Genomic DNA, 14,921 nt, shown 5'->3' with positions numbered 1-14,921 from the left:
GCGGTGGTGCCCGCCCGGCGGCGGGCGTACGGTACCCGGATCGGCGGGCGCGTGACCTCCCGGCGCCGGGGCCCGGTGACCGCGCGGGCGTGGACGACCCGGGTCGGTACCCGGCCCGCCGGCCGCGCCAGGAGCCAGGAGGTAGCGATGCAGGACCGGACCCCTCGCCCGGAGGAGCTGGAACCGATCGAGCGGGCCGGCGTCGACGAGCTGCGCGCCCTGCAACTGCAGCGGCTGCGCTGGTCGCTGCGGCACGCGTACGACAACGTGCCGCACTACCGGCGGGCCTTCGAGGCCGCCGGCATGCACCCCGACGACTGCCGGGAGCTGGCCGACCTGGCCCGCTTCCCGCTGACCGGCAAGGCCGAGCTGCGGGAGAACTACCCGTTCGGCATGTTCGCCGTGCCCCGCGAGCGGATCGCCCGCCTGCACGCCTCCTCCGGCACCACCGGCCGACCGACCGTGGTCGGCTACACCGCGGCCGACCTGAAGACCTGGGCCCGGCTGATGGCCCGCTCGATCCGCGCCTCCGGCGGCCGCCCGGGCGACCGGGTGCACGTCGCGTACGGCTACGGGCTGTTCACCGGCGGGCTCGGCGCGCACTACGGCGCCGAGGAGCTGGGCTGCACGGTCATCCCGGTCTCCGGCGGGATGACCGAACGGCAGGTGCTGCTGATCCGCGACTTCCAGCCCGAGGTCATCATGGTCACCCCCAGCTACATGCTGGCCATCGTGGACGAGATGGAGCGGCAGGGCGTCGACCCGCGCGGCACGTCGCTGCGGGTGGGCATCTTCGGCGCCGAGCCGTGGACCGAGGACATGCGCCGCGAGATGGAGCGGCGGCTCGACATGCACGCGGTGGACATCTACGGCCTCTCCGAGGTGATGGGTCCCGGGGTGGCCAACGAGTGCGTGGAGACCAAGGACGGCCTGCACCTGTGGGAGGACCACTTCTACCCGGAGATCATCGACCCGGTGACCGGCGAGGTGCTGCCCGACGGGGAGCGGGGCGAGCTGGTGCTCACCTCGCTGACCAAGGAGGCCATGCCGGTGGTCCGCTACCGCACCCGGGACCTCACCCGGCTGCTGCCCGGCACCGCCCGGCCGATGCGCCGGATCGAGAAGATCACCGGCCGGACCGACGACATGATGATCGTGCGCGGGGTGAACGTCTTCCCGACCCAGATCGAGGAGCTGATCCTGCGTACCCCGCAGCTGTCGCCGCACTTCCAGTGCGTCCTGGACCGGCAGGGGCGGATGGACACGCTGACCGTACGGGTGGAGCGGCGCGCCGGGGTGGCCGTCGACGCCGCCGAGCGGGCCGGCGCGGAACTGGTCGCCCTGGTCAAGAACACCATCGGGGTGAGCGTCGCGGTCGACGTGATCGCCCCGGACGGCGTGGAGCGGTCGATGGGCAAGATGCGCCGGATCGTCGACCAGCGGCGGGGCGGCTGACGTGGGCGAGGCACGCAACGCCGCGTACGACATGTTCGACGCCGACGCGGCCTCCCGCAATCTCGGGATCGAGCTGGTCTCCGCCGCCGAGGGCGCGGCGGAGGCCCGGATGCGGGTGACCGGCGCGATGGTCAACGGGCACGCGATCGCCCACGGCGGCTACGTCTTCCTGCTCGCCGACACCGCCTTCGCGCTGGCCTGCAACAGCCACGGCCCGGTCACCGTCGCCGCCGGCGGCGAAATCACCTTCATCCGGCCGGCCCGCGAGGGGGACCTGCTCATCGCCCGGGCCACCGAACGGACCCGGTACGGCCGCAGCGGCATCTACGACGTCACGGTCACCCGTGCGGACGGCGAGGTGGTGGCCGAGTTCCGCGGCCGCAGCCGCACCGTCAACGGGCAGCCGGGCTGAGCGACGTCCCCACCGGCTGGTGGTGATCGCCTAGCATCGGCGCCATGCGCGTCCTGGTGGTCTCCGCGCCGTTGATCGGTCACGTCTTCCCGCTCGTCCCGCTGGCCGCCGCGCTGCGCGACGCGGGGCACGAGGTGCTGGTGGCCACGGCCGCCGACGGGCTGGACGTGGCCCGCTCCGGCCTGCCGGTGCGCGACGTCGCGCCGGCGTTCGACTTCGGCCGGATCGCCCGGGGAATGCTGCTGCGCCATCCGCTGGTGGCCCGCGCCGAGCTGGCCGGCCGGGCCGGCACCCGGGGCGCCGGGCTGCTCTTCGGCGCGGTCAACGACCAGCTCGCCGACGGGGTGGTCGCGCTGGCCGAGCAGTGGAAGCCGGACCTGGTGGTGCACGAGCCGTTCGCGGTGGCCGGCGCGGTCGCCGCGGCCCGGCTCGGCGTGCCGGCGGTACGCCACGAGAACTCCCTCTTCGACGGCCGAGCGCTGGCCCGGGCCACGGTGGCCCGGCTCGCCCCGGCGCTGCGCCGGCACGGCCTGACCGAGCTGCCGCCGCCGGCCGCCGCCGTCGCGGTCGCCCCGCCCAGCGTGCTGCGCCAGGACGGCTGGCCGATGCGCTACGGCGCGTACGTCGGCGGCGGCGAGCTGCCGGACTGGCTGCGCGAGCCGGGCGAGCGACCCCGGGTGCTGGTCAGCCGCAGCACCGTGGCCGGGCCGGGCGGCGGTGGCCCGATGCGTGCGGTGGTCGCCGCGGCCGGTCGGGTGGACGCGGAGTTCGTCCTGGTCCGACCGGACGAGCGGCTGGCCCGGGGAACACTGCCCGACAACGTCCGTACCGTCGGCTGGATCCCGCTGCCGGCCGCGCTGGCGGCCGGCGCGGCGCTGGTGCACCACGGCGGCGCCGGCAGCGTCCTCGGCGCCCTGGCCGCCGGGGTGCCGCAGCTGGCCACCGTCGGCCCGGGCGACCGGCGGCAGAACGCGGAGCTGATGGCGGCCCGCGGCGCGGGCATCGCCGCCGCCACCCGCGAGATCACCCCGGCAACGCTCACCCGGCTGGTCGCCGACACCGCGCTGCGCGACGCTGCGGCGCAGGTCAGCCGGGAGATCGCCGCCATGCCGGAGCCGGCCGACCTGGTGCCCCGGCTGGCGGCGCTGGCCTGACCGGAGGCGGCCGGCGGCCACGCGTGGCGCGGCGGTCCTGTCGGTGGTCTCGGGCACGATGGGCCGATGCGACACATCGTCCTCTTCCACTCGGTGTACGGGCTGCGCCCGGCCGTGCTGCGCGCCGCCGACGAGCTGCGCGCCGCCGGGCACGAGGTCGCCACCCCCGACCTGTACGGCGTGCCGGCCGCCGACACGGTGGCCGACGGCTTCGCCCTGCTCGACGAGATCGGCCAGGAGGTCGTGCTCGACCGCGCCCGGGCGGCACTGCGCGACGCGCCGACCGACGCCGTGCTGGCCGGCTTCTCGATGGGCGCCGGGGTGGCCGGCGCGATGCTCGCCGAGCGTCCCGACACCGCCGGGCTGCTGTTGTTGCACGGCACCGGCGGTGCGCCGGAGGCGGTCCGCCCCGGCCTGCGGGTTCAGCTGCACCTGGCCGACCCGGACGAGTACGAACCGCAGGACGAGGTGGACGAGTGGCGGCGGGCGATGACCGCGGCCGGCGCCGCCGTGGACGTGTACCGGTACCCGGGCGCCGGGCACCTGTTCACCGACCCGGACGTGCCCGACCACGACGCGCACGCCGCCGTGCGGGCCTGGGATCGGAGCCTGGCCTTCCTCGCCGGTTAGCCAGCCGGTCGCCCGGTGATCCTTCGCCGGCCACCGAACGGTCCCCGCCCTACCGTCGCTGCCCATGAACACAGCGTCGGACAGTTCCCCGACCGCCGGCGTGGCCACCGACCACGTGGCGATCACCCCGAGCATCCTGTACTTCGGCACCCCGGTCGTGCTGCTGTCGACGGAGAACGCGGACGGCTCGGTCAACCTCGCGCCGATGTCGTCGGCCTGGGCGCTCGGTCAGGTCGTCGTCCTGGGGCTGGGCCGGGCCGGGCAGACCGGCCGCAACCTGCGGCGCCGCCCCGACCTGGTGGTGAACCTCCCGGGCCCGGCCCAGTGGGCCGCGGTGGAGCGGCTGGCCCCGCTGACCGGACGGCGCGACGTGCCCGAGCACAAGCGGGGCGCCTTCCGCTTCGAGCCGGACAAGTTCGCCGCTGCCGGCCTGCGTCCCGTCCCGTCCGAGCTGGTCCGGCCGCCCCGGGTCGCCGAATGCCCGCTGCACCTGGAGGCCCGCGCGACCCGGGTACGGCCCGACGCCGCCGGAGACTTCCTCATCGTCGAGGCCCAGGTGCTCAAGGTCCACGCCGATCCGCGGGTCGTGCTGCCCGGCACGCAGCACGTCGACCCGTCGGCGTGGAGCCCGCTCATCTACAACTTCCGCCACTACTTCGGTCTGGGCGACGAGCTCGGCCACAGCTTCCGCTCCCAGACCCCACGCCCCCACGGGACGCTCTCCGGCTGAGCCGGCCGGCAGGCCCGGCGCGGCGCCGGCCGGGTGATGCGGTCAGCCGAGGCGGGCCAGATCGTCGGGGGAGAGCCGCAACGCGCCGGCGGCGACGTTCTGCGCCAGGTGCTCCGGGTCGCCGGTGCCGGGAATGGCCAGCACGTGCGGTCCCTGGTGCAGGGTCCAGGCCAGCCGCACCTGGTGCGGGGTCGCGCCGTGGGCGCGGGCGACCTCGCGGACGGCCGCGTCGTGCTCGGCGGTCGCACCGGCCTCGCGGCGCTCCCCGGCCAGGGCGAAGAAGGGCACGAACGCCACACCCCGCTCGCCGCAGACCCGCAGCAGGTCGTCCGAGATCCGGTGCGCGTCGACGGCGTACGCGTTCTGCACGCACACCACCGGCGCGATGGCCTGCGCCTCGTGGAGGTGGTCGACCCGGACGTTGGACAGCCCGAGGTGGCGGATCAGTCCGGCGTCCCGCAGCTCGGCGAGGGCGGCGAAGCGCTCCGCCACCGAGTCGTCGCCGGGCCGGCGCGCGATCCGCAGGTTCACCACGTCGAGGTGGTCGCGGCCCAGCCGGCGCAGGTTCTCCTCGACCTGCCGGCGCAGGTCGGCCGGGCTGGTCAGCTCGCCGCTCCAGGCCCCGGTGCGGTAGTCGGGCCCGACCTTGGTGGCGATGACCAGGTCGTCGGGGTAGGGGTGGAGGGCCTCGCGGATCAGTTCGGTGGCGTACCGGACTCCTCCGGTGCCCACCCGCAGCGGCCCGCCCGGAGAGAAGTAGAAGGCGGCGGTGTCGATGTGGTTGACACCCAGCGCGACCGCTCGCCGCAGGACGCGGACGGCCAGGTCCCGGTCCGGGTTCGCGGTGATCCGCATCGAGCCGAACCCCATCCGGTGCACGGTGCGGTCGCCCAGGGTCCAGCTGCCCGCGGCGGCCGCGGTGATCTCGTCGGTAGGCATCGGGCGAACCTAACCAACGGCACTGACCTGCGCACTCGGCCGCGCACCCGATACCGCCCGGGGGTGTCGACTGATAGCTTGGATCGTGGGGGAGAGCCGGCCACCCCGGGCCGCCGTCAGGCGGCCGCCCGGGCGGGCGCCCGTACCGACGGGGTACGCCCTCGTCCGGCCCCCGCCGTGCCGCCATCCGCTGCGCCATCGCGGAACCGGGCGGCACGCCACCGGACCTCCCCGCCGGCGTCGCCGGCCGCCTTCGCGAGGCCGCGGCACCGGTTCCCGGGATCGCCGACGCGGGGTCGCTGGGTCGACGGCCCTGGTGATCGCAGCGGAACCACCCGGGGGCGGGACGGCCGGGCCGGGGGCGACGGGCGGTCCCGCTCGCCGGCGGGCCGGGCGGTGGCGGGGTTCGGCGTGGGTGCGGTGCGTAGGCCGGTGGGCAGGTGCGCAGTCGGCGTGGCGGCGGTGGGCGCCGGGGAGCTGGTGGATCGGCGGGACGTGGCCGGCGTGGAAGCGGTAGGTGCCGGCCGGCCGGCGGGTCGACGGCCGGTCAGCGGGGTCAGCGTGGACGGGCGCCGCGCCGGTGCGCCGACGGGTGGACGGGCCGGCGCCGGGTGCGGCGGGGGTACGGCGTGCGCCGCTGCCGCCTGGGTGGTGTGCACCGGCGCCGGCTGGAGGGCGCGGACCGGTGCCGCCAGGGCGGCCTGCAGAGGTGCCGGCCGGGTGGTGTGGAGCGCTGCCGTCTGGGCGGCGTCGACCGGTGCCGGGCGGGCGGCGGGGACGGGTGCCGGCCCGGGGCGCGGCGCCTCAGCGGCGCGTCGGGCGAACTCGGCCCGTACCGCCCGGGGCAGCCGGGCGTAGGCGACCTGCCGCACCACCGCCTCGGCGACCGCGTACCCGCCGCTCGGGCGGGTGGCGAGCAGTCCGAGGGCGACCAGCGACCGCAGCACCGGCCGGGCCCGCCCGGGCGCCCAGTCGAGCAGCCGGTCCACGGTCGGCGCGGGGCAGGCCGCCGCCCGGCTGGCCACGGCCATCAGCGCCGCCCGCTGGTCGCCGTCGAGGCGGTCCAGCCGCGCGTCGACGGCCCGGCGGACCGGTTCGGGCACCGGCAGGTCCGCCGCGTTGTCCGCTCCCTCGACCAGCGACCGGACGTACGCCGCCGCGTGGCCCGGACTGCCGTCGACCAGGGGCAGCAGGCGGTCCGCCAGCGCGACCGGCCGGCCGGCCCGGCGGAGCAGGTGGCGCAGCAGCCGGCCGCTGTCCACCGGGCCGAGCGGCCGCAGGTCGACCGGGGCGGAGGGCTCCGGCAACGGCTCCGCCCACTGGGGACGGTGCGCGGTGACCACCGCCAGCGGCAGGCGGCGGCCGGTGGCCGCGGCGAGCAGCGCGCGCAGGAAGCCGGTCACCTCGGGCGCGGCCCGGTCCACGTCGTCCACCGCCACCACCACCGGCTGCCGGGCGGCCAGCGTCAGCAGCAGCTCCCGCCAGAGCGCCGCAGCGCCGGCCAGACCGGCGTCCGCCGGATCAGCCCCGTCCGGCCCGGCCACCAGCCGGGCCAGCGTGGACACGGCCGCCGGCAGCCGCTCGGGCGGCACCAGTGCGGCGAGGGCGGTGCCGAGCCGCCGGCGTACCCAGGCGGGCGGGTCGGTGGCGCGGAGGCCGGCGAAGCCGCGGACCAGCTCCGCGACCGGCGCCAGCGGGTGGTCCGGGTACGGCAGGCAACGCGCCACGCACCAGCGGACCGCCACCGCGTCCACCGTCGCCACCGACCGGCTCAGCTCGTGCAGCAGCCGGCTTCGTCCGCTGCCGGCCGAGCCGACCAGCGACACCCAGCGCGGGCGGCGGTCCCGTACCGCCCGGACGATCTGGTCCCGGGCGGCGGCCAGCTCCCGGCGGCGGCCGAGGAACGGGCCGTCGTGCCGCACCGGGGCCGGCCGCACCAGCGCGGTGGCGTGCCAGACGTCGACCGGCGACGCCGTGCCGGCCAGCGCCACCGGTGGCACCCGGCGCTGCTCGACCAGGCCGGCGGTGGCCCGGTGGGTGGCCGCGCAGAGCGCCACGCCGCCGGGCGGGGCGTACTCCTGGAGCCGGGCCGCGGTGGTGATCACCGCGCCGCTGGCCGCGCCGTGCCCGCCGTCGCGGGCGCCGGCCAGGTCCACCACCGCCTCGCCGGTCGCCACCCCGATCCGCACCCGCAGCCGTGGCCCCCCGGCCAGGGCCCGCCGGTCCAGGGCCCGCTGGATCTCCAGCCCGGCCCGCACCGCCCGGTACGCGTCGAAGCCGTCCGAGTCGCGGGCGCCGAAGAGCGCCATGACGGCGTCCCCGATGTACTTCTCGACCACGCCGTGCCACCGCCGCAGCACCCCGCCGACGGTGTCGAAGTAGGCCCGTTGCAAGGTGCGGACGTCCTCCGGGTCCAGCCGGGTCACCAGCGCGGTGGACCCGACGATGTCGACGAACAGTACGGTGACCATCCGGCGTTCCTCGGGCACCGGCCAACGTCCGGACGTGGCCGGCGTCGCGTCGGCGATGGTGGTGGTGGGCATGGACACCGCCTCTCTCCCCGCTTCTGGCTGATGACGTTCGGAGACTGTCACCACCGGGCCGACGGGGGATCGGCAGAACGACGTATGTCGGCCGCGCGCAACCTTTGGTCGCAATGTCGACGCGAGGAGTACCACACCGCCGTCCGGGCCGTAGAACGGTGCGGGGACCTGTGACTAGGCTGCGTGCCATGGCCAGCGATGTGGACACCGCACCGCTCGTCGGCCGGGCCGACCTGTTGACGGCGGTGCGGTCGGCGCTGCTCGACGACGTGGCGCCGGGGCACACCGCGGCGGTCTTTCTCACCGGTGAGAGCGGGGTGGGCAAGACCCGGCTGCTGCGCGAGGTGGGCGCCCGGCTGCGCGAGGCCGGCGCCCTGGTGCTCACCGGGTCCTGTCTGGACATCGGCGACGCCTCTCCACTGCACCCGCTGCTGCAGGCGTTGCGGCGCTTCGACGCGGAGCTGACCGCCTCGCACGCCCGCACCTCGTCGGCGGTACGCGGGCTGCTGCAGACCTTCGCCGACGAGACCGCCGGCCCGGACGGCGCCGGCGCGCTGCTGGAGCGGGTCTCCCGGGGGCTGCACCTGATCGCCGAGGGGCGGCCGCTGGTGCTCGTCCTGGACGACCTGCAGTGGGTCGACCGGAGCACCCGCCAGTTGTTGCTCTACCTGCTGGCCGGCCTCGGCGACCTGCAACTGTCGGTGCTGGCCGCGGTGCGGGCCGAGTCGTTGCAGGGCGCCCATCCGCTGCGCCGGGTGCTCACCGAGCTGCGCCGGCTGCGGTCGGTGCGGGTGCTCGACCTGGCCCCGCTGGACCGGCCCGACACCGAGCGGCTCGCCGCCGCCGTGGTCGGCGGCCCGCTGGGCCCGGAGGCGGCCGAGCAGGTCTGGCGGCGCAGCGGCGGCAACCCGTTCGTGGTCGAGGAACTGGCCCGCGACCTGCGCGACGGGCGGGACGGGCTCTCCGACACGTTGCGCGAGATCTTCCTGGCCCGGGTGGACGCGCTGCCGCAGCCCGCGCACGCCGTGGTGCACGCGGTCGCCGCCGGGGTGGAGCCGGTCGAGCACTGGCTGCTGGCCCGGGTGGTCCGGCTGCCCGAGGACGAGCTGATCGAGGCGGTCCGCGCGGCGGTCGCCCACCGGCTGCTGGTCGGCGCGGACGACGGCTACCGGCTGCGGCACCGGCTGGTCGCCGAGGTGCTGGAGCACGAGCTGCTGCCGGCCGAACGGGCCGCGTTGCACCGCCGCTACGCCGAAGCGCTCACCGCGGCGCCGGCCGAGCTGCACCAGGCCCGGCTGGCGCACCACTGGCGGCTGGCCGGTGAGCCGGCGCGGGCGCTGCCGGCGGCGATGGCCGCCGCCCGGGAGGCCGAACGGCTGCACGGCTACGCCGAGGCGCACCGGCACTGGTCGGTGGCGTTGCAGCTGGCCGACACCCCGGCCGGCGGGCCGGCGGCGGTGGACCGGGCCACCCTGCTCGAACACGCCGCCGAGGCGGCCCACCACTGTGGCGAGCACGCCCGGGCGCTGGCGCTGCTGGAGGAGCTGGTCGCCGCCGACGCCGGCGGATCCGCCTGCGCGCTGCACATCCGGCGGGCCCGCTACCTGGCCGCCGCCGGCCGGTCCGCCCCGGCCGAGGCCGAGTACCAGCAGGTGCTGGAGGCCGCCGACTGCACGCCCCAGGAGCGGGCCACCGCCGCCGCCCATTTGGCCGAGCTGCTGCTGCACCTGGGCCGGTACGTCGACGCCGGCCGCCGCGCCCGGGAGGCGTTGCGGTTGGCGGCCCGGGTGGAGGGCTCCACCTCCGAGGCGGTGCTGGCCAGCGCGGCGCTCGGCTTCTCCGAGGCGTACCTGGAGGATCCGGACGCCGGGCTGGCGGTGATGCGCGAGGCGCTGGAGACCGCCGAGCGGGCCGGCCGGCCGGAGGACGTGGCCTGCGCGTACCTGCACCTGGCCGAGCTGCTCACCGGGCCGCTGAACGTCCTGGAGGAGGGCGTGGTGGTGGCCCGCCGGGGCGCCGAGCGGGTCGCCGAGCTGGGCCTCGGCCGCACCTACGAGACGCGGCTGCTGGCCATCGCCACCAACGGGCTGTTCCGGGTCGGCCAGTGGTCCGAGGCGGAGAAGGTGGTCGCGGCGGCGCTGCGGCACCGCCCGTCCGGCGCCGACGCCGTGGAGCTGCTGCTGGCCCGGTGCCGCCTCTCGGTCGGCTACGGCGACATCGAGGCCGCCGACCGGGACCTCGACTCGGTGGCCACGATGCTCGCCGGCGGCGGTGCCCGGCACGTGATCCCGCTGCTCACCCTGCGGGCCGGCCTGGCGATGTGGCAGGGCCGGCACGACCTGGCCCGGCAGGCGGTGCAGCGTGGCCTGACCGAGAGCCGCTCCGATGACGTGGGCATCCTCGCCACGCTGGTCTGGCATGGCCTGCGGGCCGAGGCGGAGGCGCACGCCAGCCGCGCCGTGGCGGTCGACCAGACAGCGGTGCGCCGGCTGCGGGAGGTCGCCGAGCGGGTGGCCCGCAAGAGCGAGCACGCCGCCCGCCCGGTCCGCGACGTGGTCGACGGGTTCCTGGCGCTCTGCGCCGCAGAGGTGAGCCGGCTCGACGGCAGCGACCCGGAGCTGTGGGCGCACGCGGCGGCCGAGTGGGACCGGCGCAACCACCCCTATCCGGCCGCCTACTCGCGGCTGCGGCAGGCCGAGGCGCTGCTGGCCCGGCGCAGCCGCAGCGCCACCGCGGGGAAGCTGCTGCGGCAGGCGTACCAGGTGGCCCAGGGGCTCGGCGCGGTGCCGTTGACCTCGGAGATCCGTACCCTCGCCGGCCGGGCCCGGGTGCGGCTTGAGGAGCGCGGCCCGGTCGGGAACGCCGGCGCGGCCGCCGGTCCGGACGGCGACGAGTTGGCGGTGCTGACCGCCCGGGAGCGCGAGGTGCTCGCCGCCGTGGCCGAGGGGCTGACCAACAAGGAGATCGGGCAGCGGCTGTTCATCAGCGAACGGACCATCGGGGTGCACGTGTCGCACATCTTCGACAAGCTCCAGGTCCGCACCCGGGTCCAGGCCAGCGCCATCTACCTGCGTAGCCGGTCGGCCTGACTCGCGCGGTACGGATACGTCGTTCTACTGATCCGGCGGACAGTCGCCGGCTGGAAGGCTGTGCCGTATCACCGACGGGGTGTCGCGCGGCAGTGTGGAGGAGAAGATGACGGAACCGGTCTGGGGGCCCGTGCACCGGGACATCGTCGACCTGCTCGCCGACCACCCCGCCGACGTGCCGGCGGTGGTCGACCACCTCACCAAGCTCCAGGACCTGCTGGTGCGGTTGCCTCCGCTGGAGGAGAGCTGCCCGCTCGCCGACTTCAACAAGCTCTACCTGACCATCACCACCAGCGTGCTGGACGGTCTCTACGACGACCGGTTCGCCGACCCGGTGTTTCTGTCCCGGCTCGACGTGGAGTTCGCGGCCCGCTACTTCGACGCGATGCGGCTCTGGACGGACTCCAGCCCGGGCTGCCCCAAGGCCTGGTCGTGCCTGTTCGAGCGGATGCGCGGCCCGGACGCCCGGCCGCTGCCGTCGGCCGCCGCGGGGGTGAACGCGCACATCAACTTCGACCTGCCGTTCGCCCTGGTCACCACGTTCGACAGCCTGGAGTCGGAGCCGGTCGACGGCACCGACCAGCACCGGGACTACCTTGAGATCAACAACATCTTCGCCGACAAGATCCCGGGGCTGCGGCGCGGCTACCTGGACCGTTGGCAACTGCTCATCGACATGCTCAACGGCGACATCGACGACTGGTACCAGGGTGAACTGATCGAGTACACCCGCGACGTCGCCTGGCGCAACGCGCAGAAGATCTGGCGCTGCCGGCACGATCCGGCCGCCCACGAGTGCGAGCGCGCGCGGTTGGACGACAACGCCGCGCTGCTCGGTCGGTTGCTGCTCTCGCCCCTCGGGGCGTTCCTGCAGTAGCCGGGACGGGGGGTCCCCGCGCTCCGCCCACGTGGGGCGCGGGGACATGTCCGCCGGCGGGTCGCCGGCCGGCACGGGGGGTGGGGGACCCGGCCGGACGACCCGCGACGGCCGGCGGACGCCGGAGGCATCGCGGCCGGGCCCGGGGGGCGCCCGCCGCGACCGTGGGGGAGGGCCGGCCGGCCCGGGGGGTGTCGGCCGGCCCGCACGGGGTACGCGCGGGCCATGGACGTCCAGGCCTGGCGCCGGCCCGCGGCGCGACCCCGCCCCCGACCCGACGCACCGCCGCGCCCCGCCCGGCCGGGCGACGGGCGTCGCCGGGGTGGGGCCCGGTGACCCATCGGTTCGCCTTCCGGTTCGGCCGGGTGTTCCGGCCGGGTCTCGCGCTGGTCGGCGTCCGGCCCGCCACGGCGTGGGTACGGGTCGACGACGCGGAACTGATCGTCCGGTTCGGTCCGTGGCGGCTGCGCACCGGCCGGGGCAACGTCACCGGGGTGGAGGTGGCCGGGCCGTATCGCTGGTGGCGGGCGATCGGCCCGCACCTGTCGCTCGCCGACGCCGGCGTCACGTTCGGCAGCAGTACCCGGGCCGGCGTCTGCGTCCGGTTCGCCGAACCGGTTCCCGCCCTGCTGCCCGGCGGCTGGCTGCGGCACCCGGCGGTGACCGTGACGGTCGCCGACCCGGACGGCCTGGCCCGCGTGCTGTCCGGCCCGGTGACCCGCTGAGCGGCCTCGGTGCACCCCGCTCCGGCGTCGGCCCGGACCCGCCCGGGCGGGTCCGGGCCGGCTTCGTCCGTTCCGCGAACGCGGTGGGACCGGCCGGCTTCGTCCGTTCCGCCCGGCCGGCCGCCGGCCACCGCCTACCTTTTGGGCAGGACGGCCGAGGGTGGGACGGGGGATGGCTGACGAGCAGCGGGGGAAGACGCGACGCCCGCGTGGGCGCCCGCAGCCGGCGTCCGGGGGTCCGGGGCCGGAGCTGCGTGCCGCCCGCGACCCGACCCGACCCGGCGACCGTGCCGGCCGCCGGGTCAGCGTCCCGGAGCGGGTGGAGAACCTGGTGCGCCGGCAGGAGCCGGAGGGCCGGCTGCGCCGGTGGCTGTTCGAGCACCAGGTGCAGCCGCTCGGTCCGGAGACCACCGAGCGGCAGGCCCGGTCGCACGCCTGGTGGCAGGTGATGTGCCTGACCGGGGTGGACTACTTCTCCACGCTGTCCTACCTGCCCGGCATCGCGGCGGTGGCCGCCGGGGCGTTGTCGCCGCTGGCGACCCTGCTGATCGTGGCGCTCACCCTGTTCGGGATGCTGCCGATGTACCGCCGGGTGGCCCGGGAGAGCCCGCACGGGCAGGGGTCGGTGGCGATGCTGGAGCGGCTGCTGCCGTTCTGGCGGGGCAAGATCTTCGTCCTCGTCCTGCTCGGCTTCGTGGCCACCTCGTGGATCATCACGATCACTCTCTCCTCGGCCGACGCCACCGTGCACCTGCTGGAGAACCCGTACCTGCCGGCGGGGTTCGGCGGCCCGCTGGTGGCGGTGGCGGTGACCGTGCTCCTGCTGCTGGTCCTCGGTGGGGTGTTCCTGCTCGGGTTCCGCGAGGCCGTGGTGGTGGCGATCCCGCTGGTCGTCGTCTTCCTCGCCCTCAACGCGGTGGTCGTGGTGGTCGCGGTGGCCGAGATCGTGGCGGACCCGGGCCTGCTGTCCGACTGGACCGCCGCGCTGACCGCCACCGGCGGGCCCGCCGACGTGGCGCTGACCGCCGTGCTCGCCTTCCCGCTGCTGGTGCTGGGGCTGTCCGGCTTCGAGACCGGGGTCAGCATGATGCCGCTGGTGGCCGGGCGGGGCCCGGACCCGCAGGCCCGGCTGGCCGCCCGGATCCGCAACACCCGCCGGTTGCTCACCACCGCCGCGCTGATCATGTCGGTGTACCTGGTCACCACCACGTTCGTCACCACGGCGCTGATTCCCGCCGAGGAGTTCGAGCCGGGCGGCGCGGCCAACGGGCGGGCGCTGGCGTTCCTCGCCCACGAGCACGTCGGCGAGGGCTTCGGCACGGTGTACGACGTCAGCAGCATGCTGATCCTGTGGTTCGCCGGCGCCTCGGCGATGGCCGGCCTGATCAACATCGTGCCCCGCTACCTGCCCTCGTACGGGATGGCGCCCGAGTGGGCCCGCGCGGTGCGGCCGGTGGTCATCGTCTACACGCTGGTCTGCGTGGCCATCACCATCATCTTCCGGGCCGACGTGAACGCCCAGGCCGGGGCGTACGCCACCGGGATCCTCGCGATGATGGTCTCCGCCGCGGTGGCGGTGGCCATCGCGACGGCCCGCCAGCACCGGCGGGGCGTCGCCACCGGCTTCACCGTGCTCGTCCTCGTGCTGCTGTACGCGCTGGTCGAGAACGTCATCGAGCAACCGGACGGGATCACCATCTCGGCCCTGTTCATCCTCGGCATCATCGCCGTCTCGCTGGTCTCCCGGGTCACCCGCACCACCGAGCTGCGCGCCGAGCGGATCGAGTTCGACGAGCCGGCCCGGCGCTACATCCGGGAGTCGCTGGCGCACGACGGCCGGCTGCACCTGATCGCCAACCGGCGCGACAGCGGCGCGGTCAAGGAGTACACCGTCAAGGAGCGGGCGCAGCGCGGGATGAACCCGGTGCCGGGCGCGGCCGACGTGCTCTTCCTGGAGATCGACGTGGTCGACCCGTCCGAGTTCAGCCAGGTGCTGCGGGTGCACGGCGTGGAGGTCGGCGGGTTCCGGGTGCTGCGGGCCAGCAGCCCGGCCGCCCCGAACGCCATCGCGGCGATCCTGCTCGCGCTCCGCGACGCCACTGGGGTGCGGCCGCACGCGCACTTCGAGTGGTCGGAGGGCAGCCCGGTCGCCCACCTGCTCCGGTACCTGATCCTCGGTCGCGGCGACACCCCGCCGGTGGTCCGGGAGATCCTGCGCCGTTCCGAGCCCGACCCGACCCGCCGCCCGGGAATCCACGTCGGCGGATGACTCGCGGCCGCCGGAGCAAACCGTTCGGTGCCGTGCTGGGGTAGATGAAGGCGAACGACACGTTTATTCATGTTCGACGGACTTGTCCGGTTACCCAC

At 76.0% G+C, this 14,921-nt stretch carries 11 protein-coding genes; 9 read left to right on the top strand and 2 right to left on the bottom strand.

Going from position 1 to position 14,921, the window contains the following annotated elements:
* Positions 1-147: 147 nt before the first annotated feature.
* From paaK to GA0070609_RS12780, 5 genes are all read left to right on the top strand, one after another.
* Positions 148-1,455, top strand: a complete 1,308-nt coding sequence (paaK, locus tag GA0070609_RS12800; RefSeq protein ID WP_088997699.1) for a phenylacetate--CoA ligase PaaK — start codon at positions 148-150, stop codon at positions 1,453-1,455.
* A gap of 31 nt (positions 1,456-1,486) precedes the next feature.
* Complete coding sequence (gene paaI, locus GA0070609_RS12795; protein WP_088997698.1) at positions 1,487-1,867, top strand: hydroxyphenylacetyl-CoA thioesterase PaaI; 381 nt, start codon at positions 1,487-1,489, stop codon at positions 1,865-1,867.
* A gap of 44 nt (positions 1,868-1,911) precedes the next feature.
* The gene (locus GA0070609_RS12790; RefSeq protein WP_088994022.1) at positions 1,912-3,021 is read left to right on the top strand and encodes a nucleotide disphospho-sugar-binding domain-containing protein; all 1,110 of its coding nucleotides are present in this window, start codon (positions 1,912-1,914) and stop codon (positions 3,019-3,021) included.
* Positions 3,022-3,087: 66 nt separating this feature from the next.
* The gene (locus GA0070609_RS12785; RefSeq protein ID WP_088994021.1) at positions 3,088-3,651 is read left to right on the top strand and encodes a dienelactone hydrolase family protein; all 564 of its coding nucleotides are present in this window, start codon (positions 3,088-3,090) and stop codon (positions 3,649-3,651) included.
* A gap of 64 nt (positions 3,652-3,715) precedes the next feature.
* On the top strand, positions 3,716-4,381 hold the full coding sequence (locus GA0070609_RS12780) for a flavin reductase family protein (protein WP_088994020.1): 666 nt from the start codon (positions 3,716-3,718) through the stop codon (positions 4,379-4,381).
* Between the two features lie 42 nt (positions 4,382-4,423).
* Here the strand turns inward: GA0070609_RS12780 and GA0070609_RS12775 are convergent, their stop codons facing one another.
* Together GA0070609_RS12775 and GA0070609_RS12770 are read right to left on the bottom strand one after the other, a co-directional pair.
* Positions 4,424-5,320, bottom strand: a complete 897-nt coding sequence (locus GA0070609_RS12775; RefSeq protein ID WP_088994019.1) for an aldo/keto reductase — start codon at positions 5,318-5,320, stop codon at positions 4,424-4,426.
* Positions 5,321-5,436: 116 nt separating this feature from the next.
* A complete protein-coding gene (locus GA0070609_RS12770) occupies positions 5,437-7,863 on the bottom strand; it encodes an adenylate/guanylate cyclase domain-containing protein (RefSeq protein ID WP_088994018.1) in 2,427 nt (808 codons plus the stop codon).
* Positions 7,864-8,051: 188 nt separating this feature from the next.
* Between GA0070609_RS12770 and GA0070609_RS12765 the strand changes: the two genes are divergently transcribed.
* The 4 genes from GA0070609_RS12765 (at position 8,052) to GA0070609_RS12750 (ending at position 14,823) form a co-directional block, all read left to right on the top strand.
* Positions 8,052-10,952, top strand: a complete 2,901-nt coding sequence (locus GA0070609_RS12765; protein WP_088994017.1) for a helix-turn-helix transcriptional regulator — start codon at positions 8,052-8,054, stop codon at positions 10,950-10,952.
* A 106-nt stretch (positions 10,953-11,058) separates the two neighbouring features.
* Positions 11,059-11,829 (top strand): DUF5995 family protein, encoded by a 771-nt coding sequence (locus tag GA0070609_RS12760; protein WP_088997697.1) that lies wholly within the window; start codon positions 11,059-11,061, stop codon positions 11,827-11,829.
* Positions 11,830-12,161: 332 nt separating this feature from the next.
* Positions 12,162-12,554, top strand: coding sequence for a hypothetical protein (locus GA0070609_RS12755; RefSeq protein ID WP_172899333.1), 393 nt, complete (start codon positions 12,162-12,164; stop codon positions 12,552-12,554).
* 172 nt (positions 12,555-12,726) lie between these two features.
* Positions 12,727-14,823: an APC family permease gene (locus GA0070609_RS12750; RefSeq protein ID WP_088994016.1), complete on the top strand. Its 2,097-nt coding sequence runs from the start codon at positions 12,727-12,729 to the stop codon at positions 14,821-14,823.
* Positions 14,824-14,921: the final 98 nt, after the last annotated feature.

Origin of the sequence: Micromonospora echinaurantiaca, assembly GCF_900090235.1 — a bacterium.
Lineage (GTDB): Bacteria > Actinomycetota > Actinomycetes > Mycobacteriales > Micromonosporaceae > Micromonospora > Micromonospora echinaurantiaca.
Note: the sequence above shows the minus strand (reverse complement) of the source record. Positions and strands in the feature narration are given on the sequence as shown.